This window comes from Maricaulis sp. (assembly GCF_034670125.1).
Lineage (GTDB): Bacteria > Pseudomonadota > Alphaproteobacteria > Caulobacterales > Maricaulaceae > Maricaulis.
In genome coordinates this window covers 14,456-35,553 of record NZ_JAXMOC010000012.1, presented here as the reverse complement: position 1 = coordinate 35,553, position 21,098 = coordinate 14,456, and the positions used below count along the sequence as shown (strand labels likewise).

The following is a 21,098-nucleotide window of genomic DNA, read 5'->3' as shown; positions in this document are numbered from 1 at the left end:
GCCAAGGCTGTCTGATCAGCCCCAGTCGCGGCGGCTGAGCCAGGCGATGGCGATCGCGAAGACAAGGACACCGCCAAGGCCTCCCATCAGGACGGCCAGATCCCCCCGACCGCTCTCCGACGCCAATACGTTGACGGGCATCAGCCACGGGAAATAGAGGCCCTTGTCGGCGCTGGTGGCTGCGACCGCAACGAAAGTCCCTCCGATGCCGATGGAGACCGGCGCGGCGAAGCTGCGAAAGCGCATGGCCATGGTCCACTGGATGGCCATCACCAACAGGCCGGCGATGAACATCTTGCCGTACAGCTTGAAGGCCATCGACGGGTCAAACCCGCCCTCCATGACGACCTCGTCGCCAAGCTGCAGGCCGAGCATGGCACTGGCATAGCCGGCTGCTGCGACAGCAACCGAGACCAAGGCCATCAGGCCGAGGCTGACCAGGGCCTTGGCCAGAAAGACCTGCCAGCGCGGCACCGGCAAGGCCAGTGTGTGGGACCAGGTGCCCGGGCCGTGTTCAAGTTGGGCGATCAGGGCGGTGACTCCAATGACGCTCATGGGCAGGAGAAAAAAGGCCCAGATCGCCGAGCCCGCCATGGTGTGCATGGTCCAGCTGTCAGGGGCATTGCCGCTGGCCACAACCAGCACGCCGAGGGCGAACACCATGACCGGGGGTGTCGCCGCCACCAACAGCACGAGTGAGCGGCGCATCTTGGTCGCCTCGGCGATCAGGACATTGATCATGGCTGCGCCTCCGCGTGGCCTGTGAGCGTCATGAAGGTGGTTTCGAGGTCGGCTCGGTCGAGTGTCAGTTCACTGATCTGGCATCCGGCATCGTGCAGCGCGGCATTGAGCGCTGCCGCCCGCTCGGGTGTGACCCGCTCCGGATCTGTCAGGGTGAAACGGTTGGTGTCGCGGATGATGCCGCTGAAGCCGGCCGCCTGCATCACCCGGTGAGCATCGTCGGCGGGAGTGGCGGTGACCAGCAGGCGCGGCGCCTGTTGTTCCGAGAGCGCGTCCAGCGTGCCATCAAAGATCACGCGGCCTTGCTGGAGAAGGCCGACATGGCTGGCCAGCTGCTCGACCTCGGACAAGAGGTGGCTGGACATGAATATGGTTGCGCCGGTGCGCTCGGGCAGGGCGCGGATCAGGGCCCGCATGTCACGAATGCCGGCGGGATCCAGCCCGTTGGTGGGCTCGTCCAGGATTAGCAGGCGCGGCTCGGCCAGAAGGGCCCGGGCCAGTCCCATCCTTTGCTTCATGCCGAGCGAGTAGTGTCCGACCCGTCGATCGGCGGCATCGCGCATGTCGACCAGCTCGAGGGCCCGGTCGACCAATGTGGGCGCGGCATCAAGCATTCGCCGGGTGATGTCCAGGTTTTCCCGGCCAGTCAGGTTGGGAAACAGGGCCGGGGTCTCGATGACAGCTCCGACACTGGCGAGCGCCTTGCGGCGGTGGCGGGACAGGTCGTGCCCATCGATCAAAACCCGGCCGGCCTGGGGTGTCAGCAGCCCCATGGCGCAGCGGATGGCTGTCGTCTTGCCCGCTCCGTTGGGGCCGAGAAAGCCATAGATGGCGCCGGCCGGAATCGCGAGGTCGACCGCGGCCAGAGCGGTCAGCTTGCCGTATTGCAGGGTCACACCCTGGAGGGAGAGGACGGTATCGGTCATGCCGGGCAGTAGGCGTTCCATGGCGAGGCAGTGGCAAGGCTGCGGTGCGGTCAGGCTTGCGGGATTGTGGATATCGCTGTCCCTCTCGGGTTGGTATCGCGGGTATCCATTGACCTTTGCGCGCGAGCTGGTTCGAATGGCACCAACTCAATGAGGGGAACTCCACCATGAAACGCCATTTGCTGACGGCCGTTGCCGCCCTTGCGCTCACCCTGTCTGCCCAGCCGGGCGCCCTGGCGCTCCAGGACGCGGCGGGTGATGATGCCCTGCGCACGGCGATTGTTGCCGATTACCAGTCGCATCTGGAAGATCTCTACCAGCATTTTCACGCCAATCCGGAACTGTCCTTCCGCGAGGTCGAAACCGCCGCCCGCTTGGCCGGTGAGTTGCGGGCGCTGGGCTTTGACGTCACGGAGGGCGTTGGCCAGACCGGCATCGTCGCAGTGATGGAAAATGGCGACGGTCCGACCCTCATGCTGCGGGCTGACATGGACGGCCTTCCGGTCCCGGAACAGACCGGGCTGGATTATGCGTCTACCATCACAGGCACGGATATCCGTGGCGTCGAAAGCCCGGTCATGCACGCTTGCGCGCACGATACCCACATGACGGCGCTGGTCGGCGCGGCGCGCCAGCTGGTCGAGCGGACCGATGAGTGGTCGGGCACGCTGGTGCTGATCGGTCAGCCGGCCGAGGAACTGGGCGAGGGAGCCGTGGCGATGATCGAGGACGGCCTGTTCGAACGATTCCCGCTACCCGATTTCAATGTCTCCTTCCATACATTCTCGGCGATCCCGACGGGCACCATCACCTATGTGCCGGGCTTTGCGATGGCCAATGTCGATTCGGTGGACATTTACGTCCAGGGACGTGGCGGGCACGGCGCCTATCCGCATACCACCAAGGACCCGATCTATCTGGCATCCCAGATTGTCGTGTCGCTGCAATCACTGGTCTCGCGGGAGGTTTCGCCGCTGGAGCCTGCCGTGGTTACCGTTGGCGCGTTCAATGCCGGCACCAAGCACAACATCATCTCCGACGGTGCGCACCTGCAATTGACGGTCCGCTCCTATACGGACGAGGTGCGCGAGCAGCTCCTGTCCGGCATCCAGCGTATCGCGGCGTCGCAGGCCGCGTCCTACGGCCTGACGCCGGAGGAATATCCGCGGGTCGAGATCGAAGAAACCTATACGCCGGCCCTGTTCAACAATCCCGATCTGGCCGCCCGGGCGGTCGAGACCATGCGGGCGCGCTTCGGCGCGGACGCGGTGGTCGAGGCGTCACCGGTCATGGGCGGCGAGGATTTCTCGCGCTATCACCGCACCGAGCACAACATTCCGACCTTCATGTTCTGGGTCGGTGGCACGACCCAGGCAACGCTGGACGATTATACAGCGCGTGGCCTGGTTCCGCCGTCCAACCATTCGCCCTTCTTCGCGCCGGACGATCCGCAGGGTTCGATCACCCAGGCGACTGAAGCGATGGCAGCGGTCGCACTCGACATCCTCGCGCCCAACGGCGCCGAGTAGGGCTGTGGCCACCGGCACACAACGCAGCTTCACCGGCGCCAGCTGGGAGAAGCAGGTCGGGTATTGCCGCGCCATCCGGCGCGGCAATCTGGTTTGGGTCACCGGCACGGTTTCGCTTGACGAGGACGGGCAGCCCTTTGCTGTCGGCGACCCGGAGGCCCAGGCCCGCCGTTGCCTCGACATTATTGCCAAGGCCCTGGACGGGGTCGGGGCCTCGATGAGTGACGTGATGCGGACGCGGATGTTCGTCACCGATATCGATCATTGGGAGGCGTTTGGCCGGGCCCATGGTGACGTGTTCCGTGCCCACCCGCCAGCAACCACGATGGTCGAGATATCGCGTTTCATCGGTCCCGAATTCCTGATCGAGATCGAGGCCGACGCCTGCGTGGAAGCTGGATGACACTCGCATTGCCTGACCGGAGGTAGGACAGACATGACCGATCTGACGCTTTATCACTGCCCGAAGACGCGCGGCTTTCATGCCTTGTGGATGCTGGAGGAGATCGGCGAACCGTTCGAGGTCCGTATCGTCAACATTCGTGACGAGATCCAGTCCGAGGCCTATGGCGCGGTCAATCCGATGCGCAAGGTTCCTGCGCTGGAGGTTGGCGGAGAGCTGATCACCGAAAGCGCGGCGATCTGCGCCTGGCTGGCCGATCGCTACCCGGAAAAGGGGCTGGCGCCCGCCTGTGATGCGCCCGGTCGCGGTGCCTATCTGCGCTGGCTGTTCTTCGCCGGATCAGTGATTGAGCCGGCTTTCATAGACAAGGCCATGTCGCGCGAAACGCCGCGCCAGATGGCGGGTTGGGGCGACCTGGTATCGGTCAAGGCAACCCTTGCCGAGGCCCTGGACGACCGCGAATTCCTGGTCGGTGACCGGTTCACGGCTGCCGATCTGATGGTCGGATCGACCCTGAACTTCATGATGAATTTCAACCTGCTCGAGCGGATCGAGCCGTTTGCCGGCTATGTCGGCCAGCTGGTCGAACGCCCGGCCTACAAGCGCGCCATGGCGCGTGAGGCCGCCTTTGCGGGGTGACGGGTTTGCGCGCCGGACAGCGCGCGGGTAGGTTTCTCCCCAAGATTTGAGGGGAATGCCATGTCATTGATTCCGGCTGATAATGCCGTTGCATCTGTTGCTGCGCTTTTTGGTGTGGCGGCAGCCGGTTTCCTGATGGAAAAGACCCGGATCGGTGCCCTGCTGACGGGAGCGGTCTGGGCGATCCTGTTCGCCATCCTGGCGTCGAATATCGGGCTGATACCGCAAGACTCCGAGGGCTATTCCTTTGTCTTCCGGTATTTCGTGCCGATCCTCATTCCGCTCTTCCTGATGAAGGCCGACCTCCGAAAGATATTCTTCGAGACGGGTCGCATGTTTGGAGCCTTCATGCTGGCGGCGGCCGGGACGGTGATTGGTGCTGTCGTGGCGTTCTCGCTGATCTCCCTGCCTGATTACGAGACCGGCGTGCGGACAGCCGACATGGTGTCCCGCGAATCGGGTGCCGTCGGTGCCTTTATCGCCACCTATATCGGCGGCTCGGTAAACTACGCCGCCCTGATCGACATTACCGGGCTCGCCCAGGCAGACCCGGACTTTGTGTCGAGCGCCACCGCGGTCGACAATCTTTTCTCCGGACTGTTCCTCGCCCTGCTGGCGGTTTTGCCGGGTGTCAGCTGGATCGCGTCGCGCTTTGTGAAACGCGATCATTCGCAAGGTGACGTCGCCGCTGAAGAGACGGGCAAGGTGACCGCAGCGACCTTGGCCTATTCGGTCACATTCGCGCTCGTCGTGGTAGCGCTTGGCGATCTGATCACGGCGGCGCTCGCCAATCAGTTCGGTCCGGGCGCCGACAATTGGCGTTATGCGATCATCACCGTGCTGGCCCTGATTCCAGCCACGGCCTTTCCTCAGGTAATGGCCCGCCTGCATGGTGGTTATGAGGTGGGTGTGGCGCTCAGCTTCGTCTTCTTTGCGGCGATCGCTGCCGGAGCCGATGTGGTCGGCCTGGTACAGACCGCACCGGTTCTCATCGCGATCATCGGCATCCTGTTGCTCGTGCACGGGGTTGTTGTTTTCGGCATCGGTTCGCTGCTGCGGTTTTCGCTGCCCGAACTGATCACGGCCTCAAACGCAGCGATCCTGGGCGCGACGACCGCACCGGCCCTGGCGGCCGCGAAAGGGTGGAAAGACCTCGTCACGCCCGGCGTGCTGGTTGGCGTTGTGGGCTATGCCCTGGGTACGATGGTTGCGACGGTGGTGTTCCAGATCTGGCCAGGTTGACGGGACGCCTGACAGGCCGCTGACTTACAGACCTGTCACAATCCGGACAGTGCCCGGCATGTCGGTCGCCGCTATCATGGGAACATGATTGCATCCGATCAGGCGTCGACCTGCATCAAGGGATGACCACACCAGGAGGGACGCCCCATGACCAAACCGATCTTGCTTGCCACCGGCGCCGCGATTGCCGGCATCGCACTGTTCTCGATTTCCGCAGGCGCCAGCCTGCAGGCCGGTCCGTCCGGCAGCTATGATGCCGACCGCCTGGAGATTGAGAATTTCGTCGGCCGGATCGAAATCCGGACCGGGACCTCCGACACGATCACCGTCGCCATGACCAATACCGGCGGTCATGTCGATGACCCGGCGATTTCGCAATCCGGTTCAACGGTGCGGATCGATGGCGGGCTGCGGCTGCGCAACACCAATTGCCGCACGCGCAACAACACCATGTCGATCGGTCTCAACCGGGGCAACCGTCACAGCATTGACGAATATCCCAGCCTGGTGATCACCGCGCCGGCCTCGCTGGCGCTTGAGCTGGACGACAGCGCCTATATGGGCACGGCAGGCGACCTGGGCAGCGCCGACCTTTCGATGAACAGCTGTGGGCGGCTTGATGTCGGTGACATTGCCGGCGAGGCGCGCGTGGCGATCAATGGGTCCGGCGATATTACCACCGGCTCGATCGGCGAGGCGGCGCAGATCAGTATCAATGGCTCTGGCGATATCGAAACCGGTCCGATCGCTCGCTCGGTGAGTGTCTCCATCAATGGCTCTGGCGACGTGCTGACCCATGATGTCGGCGGTGACGCAGACGTCTCCATCAATGGGTCCGGTGATGTTGAATTTGGCGGCGTGGCCGGGCTCGCGGTCCGCATTTCAGGTTCCGGAGATGTCGAGGCCGCCAGCCTGAACGGCGCGTTCTCGGCGCGGATCAACGGATCGGGCGACATCGCTGTTCACGGGGGCCGCGCCCAACCGTTCGAGGCCTATATCGGCGGCTCGGGCGATATCTCATTTGGCGGCACTGCCGTTGACCTGGTCGTGCGCGAGAATGGTGGCGGAGATGTCTCGATCTCGGAGATCGAAGGCAATGTGAACTGGACCCGCAACGGCCGGACGGTCCTGCGGGTCGGCGACGCCCACTAGCGCGGGCCGGCCGTAACCATCAAACGCCCGGTCGCCCGTCGGACGGGCAGGCTCAAACGGATGGCGTCCCGTCTTTGGCGGGGCGCCATTTTGCTGCCTCATAGAGAGCGATGGCGGCGGCGTTTGAAACATTCAGGCTTTCCACCGTGTCGGTCATCGGGATCCGGACGAGCTGGTCGCAGCACTCGGCCACGCGCTGGCGCAAGCCCTTGTCCTCCGATCCCATCACCAGAACCAGGCCGGGGCCCCAGCCCTTGCCGTCGGGGGCGGCGAGGGCGGTTGCCAGATCAAGCTCGGCCTCTCCGGCCAGCCCCAATACATGCCGGCCGGCCTTGCGAAACTCCAGCAGCGTGTCGGCGATATTGGTCACCCGCACATGGGCGACGCGTTCCGCCGCGCCGACGGCGCTCTTGCAGACCGTGCCGAACAGTGGCGGGGCCTTGCGGTCCTGCATGATGACGGCGCGAATCCCGAACGCTGCCGCCGAGCGCAGCACAGCGCCGACATTGTGAGGGTCGGTGATCTGGTCGAGCACCAGAAGGGCGCCATGGGTCGGATCGATCACGCCATTGACGGATTCGGACGGCAGCGCGCGGGACCGGGCGGCGAAGCCCTGGTGCACGGCACCCTCCGGCAGGGCGTTGTCGATGACCTTGGGTTCGACCTGCTGGTGGTCGGTGCCGTCCGGCAGGTCGCGCGCAGCATTGCGGGTGACCTTCAGTTCGAGAATTTCGCGGCGCTTGTTGGCCACTGCTGCGAGCACCGCGTGGCGGCCCCATATCCAACCCGAATCGCCAGTGCCAGCAGGCTTGGAGCGGCGGCTGTAATCAGGGCGTTTGGAGGTGTTGCGCATGGGAGTCTTCGTCACTATAGTCCGCGCTCCTGTTTTGGGGCGGTCGCTTGATTTGCCGAGGCATAACATGCCTCTCCGCAAGCTGAGACTGTTTCTTGCAGGATACCGAAAGGCCGGTTAAGTCGCGGCCTGAAGGCACCCTGTGGAGGGGTGGTCGAGTGGTTAAAGGCACCAGACTGTAAATCTGGCCGCGAGAGCGTACGTTGGTTCGAATCCAACCCCCTCCACCATTTCCTTGATCTCGCTGCAATTTGCTTCGCAATTGCCACTGATGGGGCGGGCTGACGTCCGGCGCGCCGTCCCGCGGGCGGGCCCTTCCGGTTCGACTTTGGTTCGTCCCGCCGTACCAAATTCATGCCTTGATCGCTCAGAGCATTGGGCTGATCGTGTCGATCCGCCGCGCCTTCAGACGCTTTAAACAATTTTGCGCTAGGCTTTCCGTTCGAGTTTGGAGGGGTTCCCGTCATGCTGCGACGGTACTGGCCGGCAGATAGCACCGATCAGCACATGGACATCGCGTCACGTCGATCATTATCGGCGTTTTGCGTGTTGCCCGGAATCGCAGGTGTGGTGCTCACCCTGGTCAGCCTGAAATTTCTGGACGACGAGCCCGGCCTGTTGGTGACGGGAATGATCGCGTCGTTGATCTGTCTTGTGGCACCGATCTGGGTCAATGCCGGCAATGATTATCAGAACCGGGCCCGTCTGCTCGGAGCGCTCTTGCTGGCCATGCTGGCCGGCATGGCAGTCATGGGCAAGGCTCTGATATCGCCCGCCAATATCATGATGCTGCCAGGCATCATGACGTTTACGCTGGCGGTTGGGTGGCGGACCGGTCTTGCTTTTATGCTGGCGGCGCTGTCGATCTATGTGGGGTGTGTCGTCCAATCACCCGAACCCGTCGGCTATTCGGTCACGAGCAGTAATATGACCTTGCTCACGGCGTTGGGCGGGGCGGCCGTTTTCATTTTCATCGGGGCGACGATTTTTCGACGCGAAATGGTCAACGCGGCCTTGCGCCTTGAGACTGCCAAGAAGGCGGCCGAGGTTTCAATGGCGCATTTCCGCGAACGGGCCGCGACGGATGCCCTGACCGGTGCCGCCAATCGTGCGGCCATTGACCAAATCCTGGCCGCGGAAAGCGACCGCAATCGGGAAACCGGGAAACCGTTCGCTGTGGTGGTCTTCGATCTCGATCATTTCAAGCGGGTCAATGACACGTTCGGCCACCTCGCCGGCGACCGGGTCTTAATCGAAACCGTGCGGGTGGTGAAGCAGGCGTTGCGGACGTCAGACACACTCGGCCGTATCGGCGGTGAAGAGTTTGTCGTTATCCTGCCCGACGTGTCGGGTCAGCAGGCGCGGCTGATGGCGGAACGCATGCGCAAGATGATCGCGGCGATTTCCATTCAAGTGGAAGGGCGCGGATCGGTCTCGCCGACAGCCAGTTTCGGCGTGACCGAGAGCGATGTGAACGCGAGCGCGACAGACCTTCTCGCGCGCGCAGACGAGTACCTTTACCGCGCCAAGCGCGGTGGCCGGAATCGTGTCGAACCGGAACTTTGGTCATCTGACGAGAGAGTGTCGGCCAGCCGTGTCGGTTGATCAGCCCGCCTGTTGGTGCCGCCGGATAGCCCGCTTGCAGGCTTCGGTGTATCCGCCCCCTCGACGCGCCGAAACGAATTCGCTAAACACATCGTCCGTCCCTTGGGACATGCGGGTATAGCACAATGGTAGTGCAGCAGCCTTCCAAGCTGAGGATGCCGGTTCGATCCCGACTACCCGCTCCAAAATTCCCTGGTTCCAACATTCCCTCATTGAAATCGTGAACGGGCGGCATTGGCGCCGACCGCCGACCGTCAAGGGCTCTGCCACCCAAAACAGCAATCCGCGCTTCGGACTTGCCTTCTTTGGCGAGCGACGCTATCCCGCGCCGGTCTCACGGGTATGGTCTGTCCGTATCCAATGAAATCAACACATCCAAGTCTATAGCCCATCTTCACGATCAAGATCGGCGTTCAAGAGGTAAGATCATGGCGAAGGAAAAGTTTGAGCGCACCAAGCCGCATGCGAACATCGGCACGATTGGTCACGTTGACCACGGCAAGACGACGCTGACGGCTGCGATCACGATGGTACTGGCGGAAGCGTCCGGCGGTACCGCGAAGGGTTATGACGAGATTGACTCGGCGCCTGAAGAAAAGGCACGGGGCATCACCATCTCGACGGCCCACGTTGAGTATGAGACGGCGAACCGTCACTACGCGCACGTTGATTGCCCGGGCCACGCTGACTATGTGAAGAACATGATCACGGGTGCGGCGCAGATGGACGGCGCGATCCTGGTTGTGAACGCCGCTGACGGCCCGATGCCGCAGACGCGCGAGCACATCCTTCTGGCGCGCCAGGTTGGCGTTCCGGCACTGGTGGTCTTCCTCAACAAGGTTGACCAGGTTGACGACGAAGAGCTGCTCGAGCTGGTCGAGATGGAAGTTCGCGAACTTCTGTCCTCCTACGAGTTCCCGGGCGACGATCTGCCGATCGTGGCCGGTTCGGCCCTGGCGGCTGTTGAAGGCCGTGACGACAATATCGGCAAGGACAAGATCCTTGAGCTGATGGCGGCTGTGGATGAATACATCCCGACGCCTGAGCGTCCGATCGACCAGCCTTTCCTGATGCCGATCGAGGACGTGTTCTCGATCTCGGGTCGCGGCACGGTTGTGACCGGGCGTATCGAGCGCGGTGTCGTCAAGGTTGGCGAAGAGATCGAAATCGTCGGTGTCCGTGACACCTCGAAGACGACCTGCACCGGCGTTGAAATGTTCCGCAAGCTGCTCGATCAGGGCCAGGCTGGCGACAATGTCGGCGTTCTGCTTCGCGGCGTGGACCGTGAAGGTGTCGAGCGTGGCCAGGTTCTGGCCAAGCCGGGCTCCATCACGCCGCACCACAAGTTCGTGGCAGAAGCCTACATCCTGACCAAGGAAGAGGGTGGCCGTCACACGCCATTCTTCACCAACTACCGTCCGCAGTTCTACTTCCGCACCACCGACGTTACCGGTGTTGTGACGCTGAACGAAGGTACGGAAATGGTGATGCCGGGCGACAACATTGAAATGAATGTCGAGCTGATCGTGCCGATCGCCATGGAAGAGAAGCTCCGCTTCGCAATCCGTGAAGGTGGCCGCACGGTTGGGGCAGGTGTTGTTTCGAAGATTATTGAATAGTCTTTGAGGCAAACCGGCCGGCCCAACCGTCAATGAAAACTTGCGGCGCCGGCGTCGTCTCGAAAATCATCGAGTAGACTACCCATACCGACACATGAATGCGGCGCGCTCCACCCGGGGCGCGCCGTTTTCTTTGGCGCCGGCCCGGGCGCGGCGCTGACCGCTCATCTGGACAGGGTGGGGTGGTCTGGATAGGTGTTTTCGGTCTGTTTCTAGCCGCTGGTGCCTGCTTATGTCCGAAACCCTCAACCTTCGACTCAATCCGGCTCTTGACCCGGAGTACTGGGCGGGCCTTTACGCACAAGACCAGCTGGTCCGGATTCCGGACGTGTTCGAGCCTGAACTGGCCGCGCAGATCAGTGCCATTCTGCGCGATACGCTCAATTGGCGTCTGGTCTTCCCCGAGCCGACCCCGGACGGTGCCGGCGAGATCGTGGTTCAGCTGACGCAACTCGATGTCCAGAGGATGGGGCGCGAAGCGGTCGGGGCCCAGATCGGCGCTGTCATGCAGCGCGCCCAGAAGAATTACGGCTATCTCTACGACTCCTACCCGATGATCCAGGCCTACACCTCCCATTGGGATCCGGGGCATCCCATCCATCGCATCACCGAATTTCTGAACTCGCCCGAATTCCTGGCCTTCGGCCGCCAGGTCACCGGGGCCCCGGTGGTCACCAAGGCGGACGCCCAGGCGACCCGTTATGCACGCGGACATTTTCTCACCCGGCATGTTGATGAAGGGCATGACCAGGAGCGGGTGGCCGCCTACACGCTGGGTTTCACCCGCAACTGGCAGACCGATTGGGGCGGATTGCTGATGTTGGTGGAAGAGGGGCTGGACGTGTCGCGCGCCTTCCTGCCGCGCTTCAACATGCTGTCGATTTTTGATGGCCGGCGCATGCATGCGGTCAGCCCGGTGGCACCGTTTGCGGGCGATGGCCGATACCAGATCACCGGTTGGTTCCGGAATGACGCGCCGGCAGGAGCGACCGGATGACCCTTGACCCACGTCTGGCCCAGGCGCGCGACCTGCGCCTGCAGGACGCATTCGACCAGGCCCGCGCGCTGTGCCACGCGGTGCTGGAAGCCCGGCCGGATGATGCCGAGGCCATGGGCCTGTTGGGGATATGTGACATCGAATGCGGCAATGTCGCGGGCGGCCGGGCCTGGCTTGACCGGGCAGAGGCTGCTGACGCCGACAATGCCTCGGTCCACCTTTACCGGTCAATCCAGCTGGAAGCCGAGGGCAATGCCGCTGCAGCGCTGGATGCGGCACGCCGCGCAAGCGAGTGCGATACTGGTCGTTTCGATATCTGGGGCCGCCTTGGCGACCTCGCCGGGATTGGCGGCAATCTGCCGTTTGCCGCGTCCTGTTTCGACAAGGCGCTGAAGGCCGAGGACCGGCATCCGGCCCGGGCCAGCGTGGCGATGCGCCTGGCCGGACTTGAAATGCAACTGGGTCGGACGGAGGCGGCCGAAGCCGCCCTCGGGATCGCGCAAGCGGCGTTGGGAGGGTCGATGCCTCCGGAAGGCTATCCGATCAAGGCGGCGATAGCGCGAAACCGCGCCGATTGGGCGCTGCTTCGTGACGTGGCCCAGGCCTGGCTGGATGTTGTTCCCAATGACAATGACGCGCGCGGGGCGCTGGCCCAGGCGCTCTCCCAACTGGGATATTACCGGCGCGCGATCGAGATTTTCCGGCCCGTGGTGGCCGAGCGGGGGCGTGACGCGGGATCGCTGGCAGCGCTGGGGCGCCTGTATCTTGGTGCGCGAGACACCGAAACAGCCAGACAGACCTTCGACGCCGCTCTGGAGATCGATCCGAATTCGGCGGACGCCCTGTTCGGCCTGGCGAGGATCGGGAATTTCGCGGGCCGAGTGGAGGAGGTGGAGACCTATTGCCGCCGGATCCTGGCGACCCATCCAGATCATCTGGATGCCTGCGCCTTCCTCGCAGAGACGACCGGCGGACGGGTCGAGGACGGCGAACTGGCCGTACTTGAATCCGCCCGCGATGCCACCGACCTGCCGGCCGACCGGCAGTCGGTATCGCTGTTTGCCCTGGGCGACACCTATCACCGGCGCAAACGCCGGGCCGAGGCTTTTGCGACCTGGCAGCGCGCCAATGAGGTCAAATGGCTTCAGCATAATGGCAAGCTGGAATCGGGTTACGATCGCGATGCCCAGCACCTGCGGGTTGACCGCCTGATTGACCAGTTTGACGGACACGAAGCGGCCGGGCGGGCCGTATCCGGTCCGGTTCCGGTTTTCATTGTCGGCATGCCGCGGTCCGGGACAACCCTTCTGGAGGCGGCGGTGTCCGCCCATGCCGATGTCGAACCGTCGGGTGAATTGCCGGCCCTGCCCTATATTTTCGAGCAGTTTGAACGCTGGGCGGCCATCAATCAGTGGAAGGGCGGACCCATCCCGGATGGCACGCTGGCCGAGTGGCGGGAGATCTATTTCCGGCAACTCCGTGAATACGGGCTCGATGGTGCGAAGTGGGTGACTGACAAGCAGCCGAGCAATTTCCAGGCGGTCGGCCTTGTCCGTCAGCTGTTCCCGCAATCACCGGTGATCCATATCCGGCGTCGGCCGCTGGAAACGGCGTTTTCCATCTTCCGGCGCAATTTCACGCGGCAATGGCCTTTCGCCCACTCGCTCGATGATATCCGACACTATTATGCCGAACAGGCGCGGCTGTGCGATCACTGGTACCAGGCCTATCCGCAAACGGTCACGCCGGTGCAGTACGAAACCCTCGTCGTGGAGTTCGAGGCGACCTTGCGGGCCCTGCTCGAGCGCATGGGGCTGTCCTGGGATGAAAATTGCCTCGAATTCTACAAGCTGGAGCGCCAGATCATGACGTTCAGCGCCATGCAGGTCCGCCGCCCGCCCTCTGCAGACCATCTCGACTCGACGACGCCCTATCTGGAGTGGCTCGGCGATTTTGACGCGAAGATCGCGGCTTGTGGTGTTGACCCCAAGACCGGTGAATGGGTGGGCGCCGGTGATCATGGATCCGGCGCGGCAGCCGAGACGGGCCGTGGTCCTCGCGAGACGCGGACGGTTACGACGGAACCCCGGGGGGTCTGGCAACGCTTGTTTGGCAGCCGAGGCAAGGCCGGATCATGATGGCGACCCTGCAGCGCGCCGCCGGCCTGCTGCAGGCCGGACGCTTTGACGAGGCGCTGGCGCTTCTCGACCAGGTCCTGCCCGAGACGACAGACCAGCCCGACGCATTGATGCTTCGTGCCATGGCTCGCAGCCGCAATGGTGATGACGCGGGTGCTGTCGGTGATTTCGAAGCGGCGACCCGCCATCACTCCCAGCCGCAGGCCGTACAGAACAATCTCGGCAATCACCATCAGCGTGCCGGCCGACTGGATGCAGCGGTCACAGCGTACCGCGAGGCCCTGCGGATCGCGCCCGACTTCGCCGATGCCCGTCTGAACCTGGCGTTGACCCTGTCGCAGGGCGAGGATCTTGCGGCTGCACGGTCAGCCATCCAGGACGTTCTGGACCGCGATGCCGGCCACACGCTTGTGCTCAACGCGCTCGGCAATCTCGAGCGACGGGCCGGAAATCCGGCCGCCGCGGAGCGGGCTTTCGATGCGGCCCTCAACGCGGACCCGCAAGCGGTGTTGCCGCGTATCAATCGCGGGGCCTTGCGGCGCGAGACAGGGGAGCTGGAGGCGTCCTGCGCCGATTTGCGGCGGGCGTTGGAGCTCGCCCCGGACCTCGCCGAAGCCCACGCGCAACTGGGCCACAGCCTGCGCACCTGTCTCGATATTGCCGGTGCTGAACGCGCCTATCGTCAGGCGCTGGCGCTGGCGCCCGATGATCCGGGCTATCACACGGACCTCGCGGGGCTCCTGACCGAAGCCGGGCAGGGCGAAGCGGCGTTCGTGACGTTGGAGAGCCGGATCGCCGTGACCGGCGACCCGAGGCTCAATGAAGTCCTGGCCCGCTTGTTGATGCGCTCGGGGCGTCCGGACGCAGCCAGGGCCGCGGCCGACGCGGCGTTGGCGCGGGACACTGGCGCCATGCGCGCGGCCATGGTCCGCAGCGAGCTGGGCCTTCGGTCCGGTGATCCGCGTGGCGCGCTTGAGGACGCCCGGCGGGCGTTCCAGATCTGCCGGGGCGAGGACTGGGCTGCCCGTCACGCCCTGGCGGAGGCACTGCTGGTCAATGAGGACTGGGCCGGCGCGTCCGATGTCCTTGATCGTGACGCGCCGGCCGCTCATCTCCAAAAACACCTGGCCCTGCAATCCGTCGCCTGGCGTCAGTTGGCAGACCCGCGCTATGCGTGGCTGTGCGATTACGATCGCTTTGCCCGCAAGCTGAAGATCGAGACCCCGCCCGGCTTTGACTCGCTGGCGTCATTCAATGCGGCGCTGGCGTCCAGCATTGAGCGGCTTCACGCCGACGGCGCAGCGCCGCTTGAGCAGACGCTGTTTGGCGGTACCCAATCGGCCGGTCGGCTGTGGAATTCTGACGATCCGGTGATTCGCGCGCTGGCCACCGCGCTGGAAGGCCTGGCGGCCAGATACCTCGCCGAGCTGCCCGTCGACCCTTCACACCCCTATCTTGCCCGCAATACCGGTCGGGCAAGGCTTGCGGGGGCCTGGTCGGTACGGCTCCGGTCGGGCGGTGGGCATGTCGATCATGTCCATCCAGCCGGCTGGGTCAGCGCCAGTTATTACGTCTGCGTCCCGGAATCGGTGATGTCAGGCGAGCGGGCAGGGTGGTTGCGACTTGGAGTTCCGGGCTTGCCAGGGTTGGCGATTCCGGCCGAGCGCTATATCCGGCCCGAACCGGGATCTGCGATCGTGTTTCCGTCTTTCCTGTGGCATGGCGTGGAGCCGTTCGAGAGCGAAGAGGTGCGGGTGACCGCGCCGTTTGATCTGCTGCCGGCCTGATCCGGCCATTTTGCAGCGGTACGAATGGTGCGGATGCGCAACTGGCCGGGGGCATTCGTCTGCGACAAACCTGCAACAGTGTATCGCAAACACCGTTTGTGACGGTGAGATGTCATTGACCCGTGCGAAATCGCAGACGTACCTTGCAAATATGGAAAGCTTTCGGGCGATCCGATCTGAGGGGGGGCTCGCCAGCTCATCGAGATGAGTGGGCCGTTCCGTTCCGTATACCTTACTCGGAGGGATTAAGAGTGAGATCCAAGTCCTTGAAGACTTGCCTGATGGCAAGCACGCTTATCAGCGGTATGGCCTTTGCGGCTCCTGCTGTGGCGCAAGACGAAGACGTCGTCGTCGTAACCGGTTCGCGTATTCAGCGCACCGATACGGTGGCGCCAAGCCCGATCACGAACGTGTCTGCTGAGCAGCTCGCGGTTGTGAACACGGTCAACACCGAAGACTTCATCAACACGCTGCCGCAAGTTGTTCCGGCGTTCGACTCGACCTCGAACAACCCGGGTAACGGTACGGCAACGGTCAGCCTTCGCGGCCTCGGCACGACCCGTACGCTCGTCCTCGTTGACGGCATGCGCTTCGTCGGTTCCGGTCCGGCTCAGATCGTCGACCTCAACAGCATCCCGTCCGCGCTTGTCGAGTCTGTCGACATCGTGACCGGTGGTGCATCGGCCGTTTACGGCTCGGACGCTGTTGCCGGCGTCGTCAACTTCATGATGAAGGACGACTTCGAAGGCGTCGAGATCAACGCATCGCACGAGACCACGCTGGGCGAGCTCGATGGTGAGATCACCACGATGTCCATCACGATGGGCGGCAACTTCGACGATGGTCGCGGTAACGCTGTCATCTCGATGGGTTACACCGACCGTCAGGCCGTCTTCCAGGGCGACCGTGACTTCTCGTCCCTGAGCAACTGGGATCCGGGCCCCGGCAATGCCGCCAACGGCTTCATCTCCGGTGGTTCGTCGAACATTCCGGGCACCCGCTTCCGCGGTGCGACGTCGTCGAACTTCGGCGCCTATGGTGCCGGCATCGTCGCCGCTGACCCGAATTGTGCGAGCAACGTCTGCTCCGGTTTCTTCAACACCGGCAGCACGATCAACCCGATGCGCTTTGGTTCGCCGAACGACACGTATAACTACGCGCCGTCGAACTACCTGCAGCTCCCGCAAGAGCGTTACAACATCGCGGCATTCGCCACGTATGAAGTGAACGAGCACCTTGAGCTGTACGGTCGCGGCATCTACGCGAACAACGTGGTCGACTCCCAGCTGGCTCCGACGCCGGCCGGTGTGACGCTCACGGTCAACCTGGACAACCCGACCCTTCCGTCGGACCTGCTTGACCTGTTCACCAACGACCCGGGTTCCAACAATGGCGACGGCACGGCTACGATCCGTACCTCCCGTCGTTATCAGGAAATCGGCACACGTAACTCGCTCCGCGACACGAGCTCCTTCCAGCTCGTCTTCGGTGCCCGTGGCGACATCAATGAAAATTGGTCGTACGACGTGTTCTCGAACTTCTCGCGTTCGTCGATCTCGCAGATCCAGACTGGTAACATCTCCGTTTCCGCCCTGCAGGCCGGTGTGCTCTGCGACGGTGGTCCGACGGCGATCGCCAGCGGTTGCTCGGTGCCTTACGTTGACATCTTCAACGGCCCGAACTCCATGTCTGCTGCTGGTGCGGCCTCTATCGCCCGTACCGGTGCTCAGATCGACAATGTCGAGATGTTCCAGACGGTTGCGACTGTGAACGGCGAACTGCCTGCCTTCCAGCTGCCGACCGCTGAATACGCGCCGGCCCTGGTTCTCGGTGTCGAGTATCGTGAAGCTTCGGCTGAATCGATCCCTGACTCCGTGCTTGGCCCGGACGTTCGTGGCTTCAACTCTTCTCTGCCGGTTTCCGGCGTGGTTGACGTCTACGAGTTCTTCGCTGAAGCCGAAGTTCCGCTCATCACCGGCAAGGACATGGTTGAGTCGCTCAGCCTGAACCTCGCCTTCCGTACGTCCGAGTACAACACGGTCGGCAACACCGAGACCTTCGCTGTGGGTCTTGGCTGGCAGATCAACGATCAGATCCGTCTGCGTGGTAACTTCAACCGCGCTGTTCGGGCTCCGAACGTCAACGATCTGTTCGCTCCGTTCACCAACGGCTTCCCGGGCGCAGGCGATCCTTGCTCCGGCGGCGCCAATGGTAGCTACTCGGCTGCCACGATCGATGCCACCTGTCTGGCCGCCGGCGTTCCGGCTGCTCAGCTTGGTGCTCCGTTCCAGGGCAATGCCCAGATGGAAGCCCTGTTCGGTGGTAACACCGGCCTGGGTGCGGAAACGGCTGACACCTACACCATCGGTGCAGTGTTCGAGCCGAGCATGATCGAAGGTCTGACCATCCAGCTCGATTACTACAACATCGAGATTGCCGATGCGATTTCCACGGTTCCGCTTCAGACGCTGCTGAACGAATGTCACCTGACCGGCATTCAGGCATCGTGTGACACGCTGTATCCGGCTGGTGCCACGACCCCGTCTCGTAACCCGGCTACGGGTGAGATGGGTGCCAATGGCTTCCTGCCGAACCTGTCGCCGATCAACGTTGCTACGCTGACGGCTGTTGGTGTTGACCTTCGCGTCGACTACGGCTTCTCGGCTGACGTCATCGGTCTGCCAGGCGACATGGCCATCACCTACTACGGTGGTTACGTCTCTGAAGCTGACTTCACCACGTCGGCTTCGTCGCCGGTCATCCAGTGTGCAGGCCTCTATGGTCTCGATTGCGGTGAGCCGACGCCGGAGTACAAGCACTCCATGCAGACGTCTTGGTACACGGGGCCGTTCACGACCTCGCTGCGCTGGCGTCACATTGGTGCGCTGGACGCGGACGCAACCACGGCTGCTACGGTTTCCGACCTGTCAGACGACATCACGGCGAAGAACTACTTCGACGTGACGTTCGCCTACGACGTGAACGAATCCTTCACGGCGACCGTTGGTGTGACCAACGTCACCGACACGGCCGTTCCGGAACTCGGTTCGACCGCTTCGGAGCAGGCCAACACCTGGCCGGCAACGTACGACACGCTCGGCCGTCGCCTCTTCGTGGGTGGCCGCCTGCGCTTCTAAGCGTTGCGCAAATAGCAAACGGGAAAGGGCGGACCTCGCGGTCCGCCCTTTTTCCTTGTGAGCATGTTGCGGGATGCTGCGATCGCGTGGCGGTCTGCAGAACCCACACTTGGGGCGGAGCGGTCGGAGCCGGGCCAGCTGGTGCGCTGGATGCTTTGCCGCAAGGCGGCCTTCGAGCATGATGCCCGGCATGTCAAAGCAAGCTAAAACCGGTCGCGACGCCAACGCGTGGGCACGCTTCTGGGACGATGAAGGCAGCGCGGCCCATGTCGTCAAGACAGAGGCCGATGCGGCGGCATTGCGAGACGCCTGGCAAGCATTCCTGGAACCGGCTCTGGCGAGACGTCAATCATGCCGTCTGTTGGACATCGCGTGTGGCAATGCCGTTGTCGCTACTCATGCTCTGGAAGTTGCGACGAGCTGCGGCGTTGCCATAACGCCCGTCTGTCATGACTATTCCGCGTCGGCCCTGTCCGCCGCCCGCGAGCAGACGCCAGCACTCAACGGCCTGCTGGCCGCCTCCGACGCAGCCAGTCTGCCGTTTGCCGACCGGTCACTGGACGTGGTCGTCAGCCAGTATGGCGTAGAGTATGCGGGTCCGGCTGCATTTGAGGAGGCGGCGAGAGTCTTGCGGTCCGGAGGTCTTTTCCAGGCAATTGTTCACAAGGTTGACGGCGTCATCTACAAGCGCTGCGAGGCCGATGCGGCCTTGCTGGCAACAACGCTGTCGTCCGGCCTGTTTCGATCTTTCCTGACGTTGTTGAAACTGCTTCATAAATCGGGGGGGGCACAACAAGTCCCTCGCTCGGTCCAGGCCGCGGAGCGCCGGTTTCGGCAGAGTTTCAGTCAGTGTGCCGAAGCGCTAAAGGGCTCCGAACCCGGTGCCGCTCATGACCATGTTTCGCGATTGCTTGCTGACATTTCCCGAGTCATCGGGAATTGGCGGGCTTACGCGCTCTCCGACATGACCAACTGGGGGGATGGTCAAAGGCTGGCCATTGACGGTTTTTCGAGGCGAATGACCTCAATGACGAAGGCTGCGCTCGACGAAACCGCAATCGAGACTATTGCGGCCGCCTTCCGTGAGGCCGGGTTGAAAGAGGTTTCGTTCAGGCAGTTCGAGCCAGCGCAACACACCCTGCCGGCTGGTTGGATCATCAATGGAAGGCGGTAATGGGCGCCGACGATCCGCCTGATCGGGTAGAATCTGCGTTTAGCCTGTTTTCTTATCACGCTGCGCATTGTAGACAGCTGCGCTCTGGATATGGCGGTGGCAGGGTCACCGTGATATCCCGCGCGTGGTCCTAGGGGTGTAGCTCAGTTGGTAGAGCATCGGTCTCCAAAACCGAGGGTCGGGGGTTCGAGTCCCTCCGCCCCTGCCAGGCCATAAGGAATTTCGGGTGAATGCGCATCATGCCGTTCACCTCTTGAATAGAGGGCCCATGCGGGCCAGATGGACTTGAATGACGCGGAACGTGAAGAATACGACGCCATCAACGGCCAAGGCTGACGCGCCCGCACCCAAGAAAAAGGGTGTGGGACCGTTCAAATACCTGTCGCAGGTTCGCCAGGAGGCCCGCAAGGTGACCTGGACGACGCGCCAGGAGACCTTGGTGTCGACCGTGCTCGTGCTGATCCTGACCGTCATTGCCATGCTCTTCTTCTGGGGAGTCGACAGCCTCATCAGCATGACCATCCAATTCATTCTGTCCCAAGCCTGAGGAGCGGCTGTATGTCTGCCAAATGGTATATCGTGCACGCCTATTCGAACTTCGAGAAGAAGGTCGCCGACGCGATCCGTATCGAAGCGTCGATCAAGGGGCTTGAGGACAAGTTCGAGGAAATCCTCGTTCCGACCGAAGATGTCGTGGAAGTTCGCAAGGGTCGGAAGATCAATGCCGAGCGCAAATATTTCCCGGGCTATGTCCTGGTGAAGATGGACATGACAGACCAAGCCTATCACCTCGTCACCTCGACCCCGAAAGTCACCGGCTTTCTCGGTTCGGGAAAGAAGCCGATCCCGGTTTCCGAGAATGAGGTCAAGCGGATCCTCGGCCAGATGGAAGAGGATGCGGAACGTCCGCGCCCGACTGTCAGCTACGAGATCGGCGAGACCGTCAATGTCATCGACGGTCACTTCCAGAGCTTCAACGGTGTTGTCGAGGAAGTGGACGACGAGAATGGCCGCCTGAAGGTTGCCATCAATATTTTCGGCCGGGCGACCCCGGTCGAGCTCGAATACGCTCAGGTCGAGAAGATCGCCTAGCGTTTTTTTGTTGCGGGAGGTGCCGGCGCCAAGTCCATGCCGGGCCGTACCGCAAACCCCTGAA

Annotated in this window: 17 protein-coding genes and 3 tRNA genes; 17 read left to right on the top strand and 3 right to left on the bottom strand. The window is 62.9% G+C overall.

Translation table 11 applies throughout. The annotated features are described in order from the left end of the window. Positions 1-15: 15 nt before the first annotated feature. Positions 16-741, bottom strand: coding sequence for an ABC transporter permease (locus VOI18_RS14985; RefSeq protein ID WP_323763219.1), 726 nt, complete (start codon positions 739-741; stop codon positions 16-18). Next, complete coding sequence (locus tag VOI18_RS14980) at positions 738-1,667, bottom strand: ABC transporter ATP-binding protein (RefSeq protein WP_323763218.1); 930 nt, start codon at positions 1,665-1,667, stop codon at positions 738-740. The genes VOI18_RS14985 and VOI18_RS14980 overlap by 4 nt, the downstream gene beginning before the upstream one ends. 167 nt (positions 1,668-1,834) lie before the next feature. Between VOI18_RS14980 and VOI18_RS14975 the strand changes: the two genes are divergently transcribed. The 5 genes from VOI18_RS14975 to VOI18_RS14955 all read left to right on the top strand — a co-directional run bounded on the left by VOI18_RS14975 (position 1,835) and on the right by VOI18_RS14955 (position 6,632). After that, the gene (locus VOI18_RS14975; RefSeq protein ID WP_323763217.1) at positions 1,835-3,196 is read left to right on the top strand and encodes an amidohydrolase; all 1,362 of its coding nucleotides are present in this window, start codon (positions 1,835-1,837) and stop codon (positions 3,194-3,196) included. Positions 3,197-3,200: 4 nt separating this feature from the next. Continuing rightward, entirely contained in the window at positions 3,201-3,599 is a 399-nt protein-coding gene (locus VOI18_RS14970; protein ID WP_323763216.1) for a RidA family protein, read from the top strand. A gap of 33 nt (positions 3,600-3,632) precedes the next feature. Next, complete coding sequence (locus VOI18_RS14965; protein WP_323763215.1) at positions 3,633-4,238, top strand: glutathione S-transferase family protein; 606 nt, start codon at positions 3,633-3,635, stop codon at positions 4,236-4,238. A gap of 60 nt (positions 4,239-4,298) precedes the next feature. After that, positions 4,299-5,480 carry a DUF819 domain-containing protein gene (locus VOI18_RS14960; protein WP_323763214.1) on the top strand — a complete coding sequence of 394 codons (1,182 nt, stop codon included), beginning with the start codon at positions 4,299-4,301 and terminating at the stop codon, positions 5,478-5,480. Between the two features lie 147 nt (positions 5,481-5,627). Beyond that, positions 5,628-6,632: a GIN domain-containing protein gene (locus VOI18_RS14955; protein WP_323763213.1), complete on the top strand. Its 1,005-nt coding sequence runs from the start codon at positions 5,628-5,630 to the stop codon at positions 6,630-6,632. A 52-nt stretch (positions 6,633-6,684) separates the two neighbouring features. On the opposite strand, the gene rlmB is transcribed toward VOI18_RS14955, so the two are convergent. Beyond that, complete coding sequence (gene rlmB, locus VOI18_RS14950) at positions 6,685-7,500, bottom strand: 23S rRNA (guanosine(2251)-2'-O)-methyltransferase RlmB (RefSeq protein ID WP_323763212.1); 816 nt, start codon at positions 7,498-7,500, stop codon at positions 6,685-6,687. 129 nt (positions 7,501-7,629) lie between these two features. Between rlmB and VOI18_RS14945 the strand changes: the two genes are divergently transcribed. The 12 genes from VOI18_RS14945 (at position 7,630) to nusG (ending at position 21,034) form a co-directional block, all read left to right on the top strand. Continuing rightward, positions 7,630-7,715: transfer RNA gene (locus VOI18_RS14945), tRNA-Tyr, on the top strand. Between the two features lie 319 nt (positions 7,716-8,034). Further along, entirely contained in the window at positions 8,035-9,090 is a 1,056-nt protein-coding gene (locus VOI18_RS14940) for a GGDEF domain-containing protein (RefSeq protein WP_323763211.1), read from the top strand. A 111-nt stretch (positions 9,091-9,201) separates the two neighbouring features. After that, positions 9,202-9,275, top strand: a tRNA-Gly gene (locus VOI18_RS14935). A 243-nt stretch (positions 9,276-9,518) separates the two neighbouring features. Further along, on the top strand, positions 9,519-10,709 hold the full coding sequence (gene tuf / locus VOI18_RS14930) for an elongation factor Tu (RefSeq protein ID WP_323763210.1): 1,191 nt from the start codon (positions 9,519-9,521) through the stop codon (positions 10,707-10,709). A gap of 232 nt (positions 10,710-10,941) precedes the next feature. Next, a complete protein-coding gene (locus VOI18_RS14925) occupies positions 10,942-11,706 on the top strand; it encodes a 2OG-Fe(II) oxygenase (RefSeq protein WP_323763209.1) in 765 nt (254 codons plus the stop codon). Further along, positions 11,703-13,844 (top strand): sulfotransferase, encoded by a 2,142-nt coding sequence (locus VOI18_RS14920; RefSeq protein WP_323763208.1) that lies wholly within the window; start codon positions 11,703-11,705, stop codon positions 13,842-13,844. Before VOI18_RS14925 ends, VOI18_RS14920 begins: the two co-directional genes overlap by 4 nt. Further along, entirely contained in the window at positions 13,841-15,631 is a 1,791-nt protein-coding gene (locus VOI18_RS14915) for a tetratricopeptide repeat protein (RefSeq protein ID WP_323763207.1), read from the top strand. The genes VOI18_RS14920 and VOI18_RS14915 overlap by 4 nt, the downstream gene beginning before the upstream one ends. Positions 15,632-15,912: 281 nt before the next feature. Further along, on the top strand, positions 15,913-18,768 hold the full coding sequence (locus tag VOI18_RS14910) for a TonB-dependent receptor domain-containing protein (RefSeq protein ID WP_323763206.1): 2,856 nt from the start codon (positions 15,913-15,915) through the stop codon (positions 18,766-18,768). 178 nt (positions 18,769-18,946) lie between these two features. After that, on the top strand, positions 18,947-19,942 hold the full coding sequence (locus tag VOI18_RS14905) for a class I SAM-dependent methyltransferase (protein ID WP_323763205.1): 996 nt from the start codon (positions 18,947-18,949) through the stop codon (positions 19,940-19,942). A 132-nt stretch (positions 19,943-20,074) separates the two neighbouring features. Then, a tRNA-Trp gene (locus VOI18_RS14900) sits at positions 20,075-20,150 on the top strand. 81 nt (positions 20,151-20,231) lie between these two features. Beyond that, positions 20,232-20,489 carry a preprotein translocase subunit SecE gene (gene secE, locus VOI18_RS14895; protein WP_323763204.1) on the top strand — a complete coding sequence of 86 codons (258 nt, stop codon included), beginning with the start codon at positions 20,232-20,234 and terminating at the stop codon, positions 20,487-20,489. Positions 20,490-20,500: 11 nt separating this feature from the next. Further along, positions 20,501-21,034: a transcription termination/antitermination protein NusG gene (nusG, locus tag VOI18_RS14890; RefSeq protein ID WP_011643745.1), complete on the top strand. Its 534-nt coding sequence runs from the start codon at positions 20,501-20,503 to the stop codon at positions 21,032-21,034. Positions 21,035-21,098: the final 64 nt, after the last annotated feature.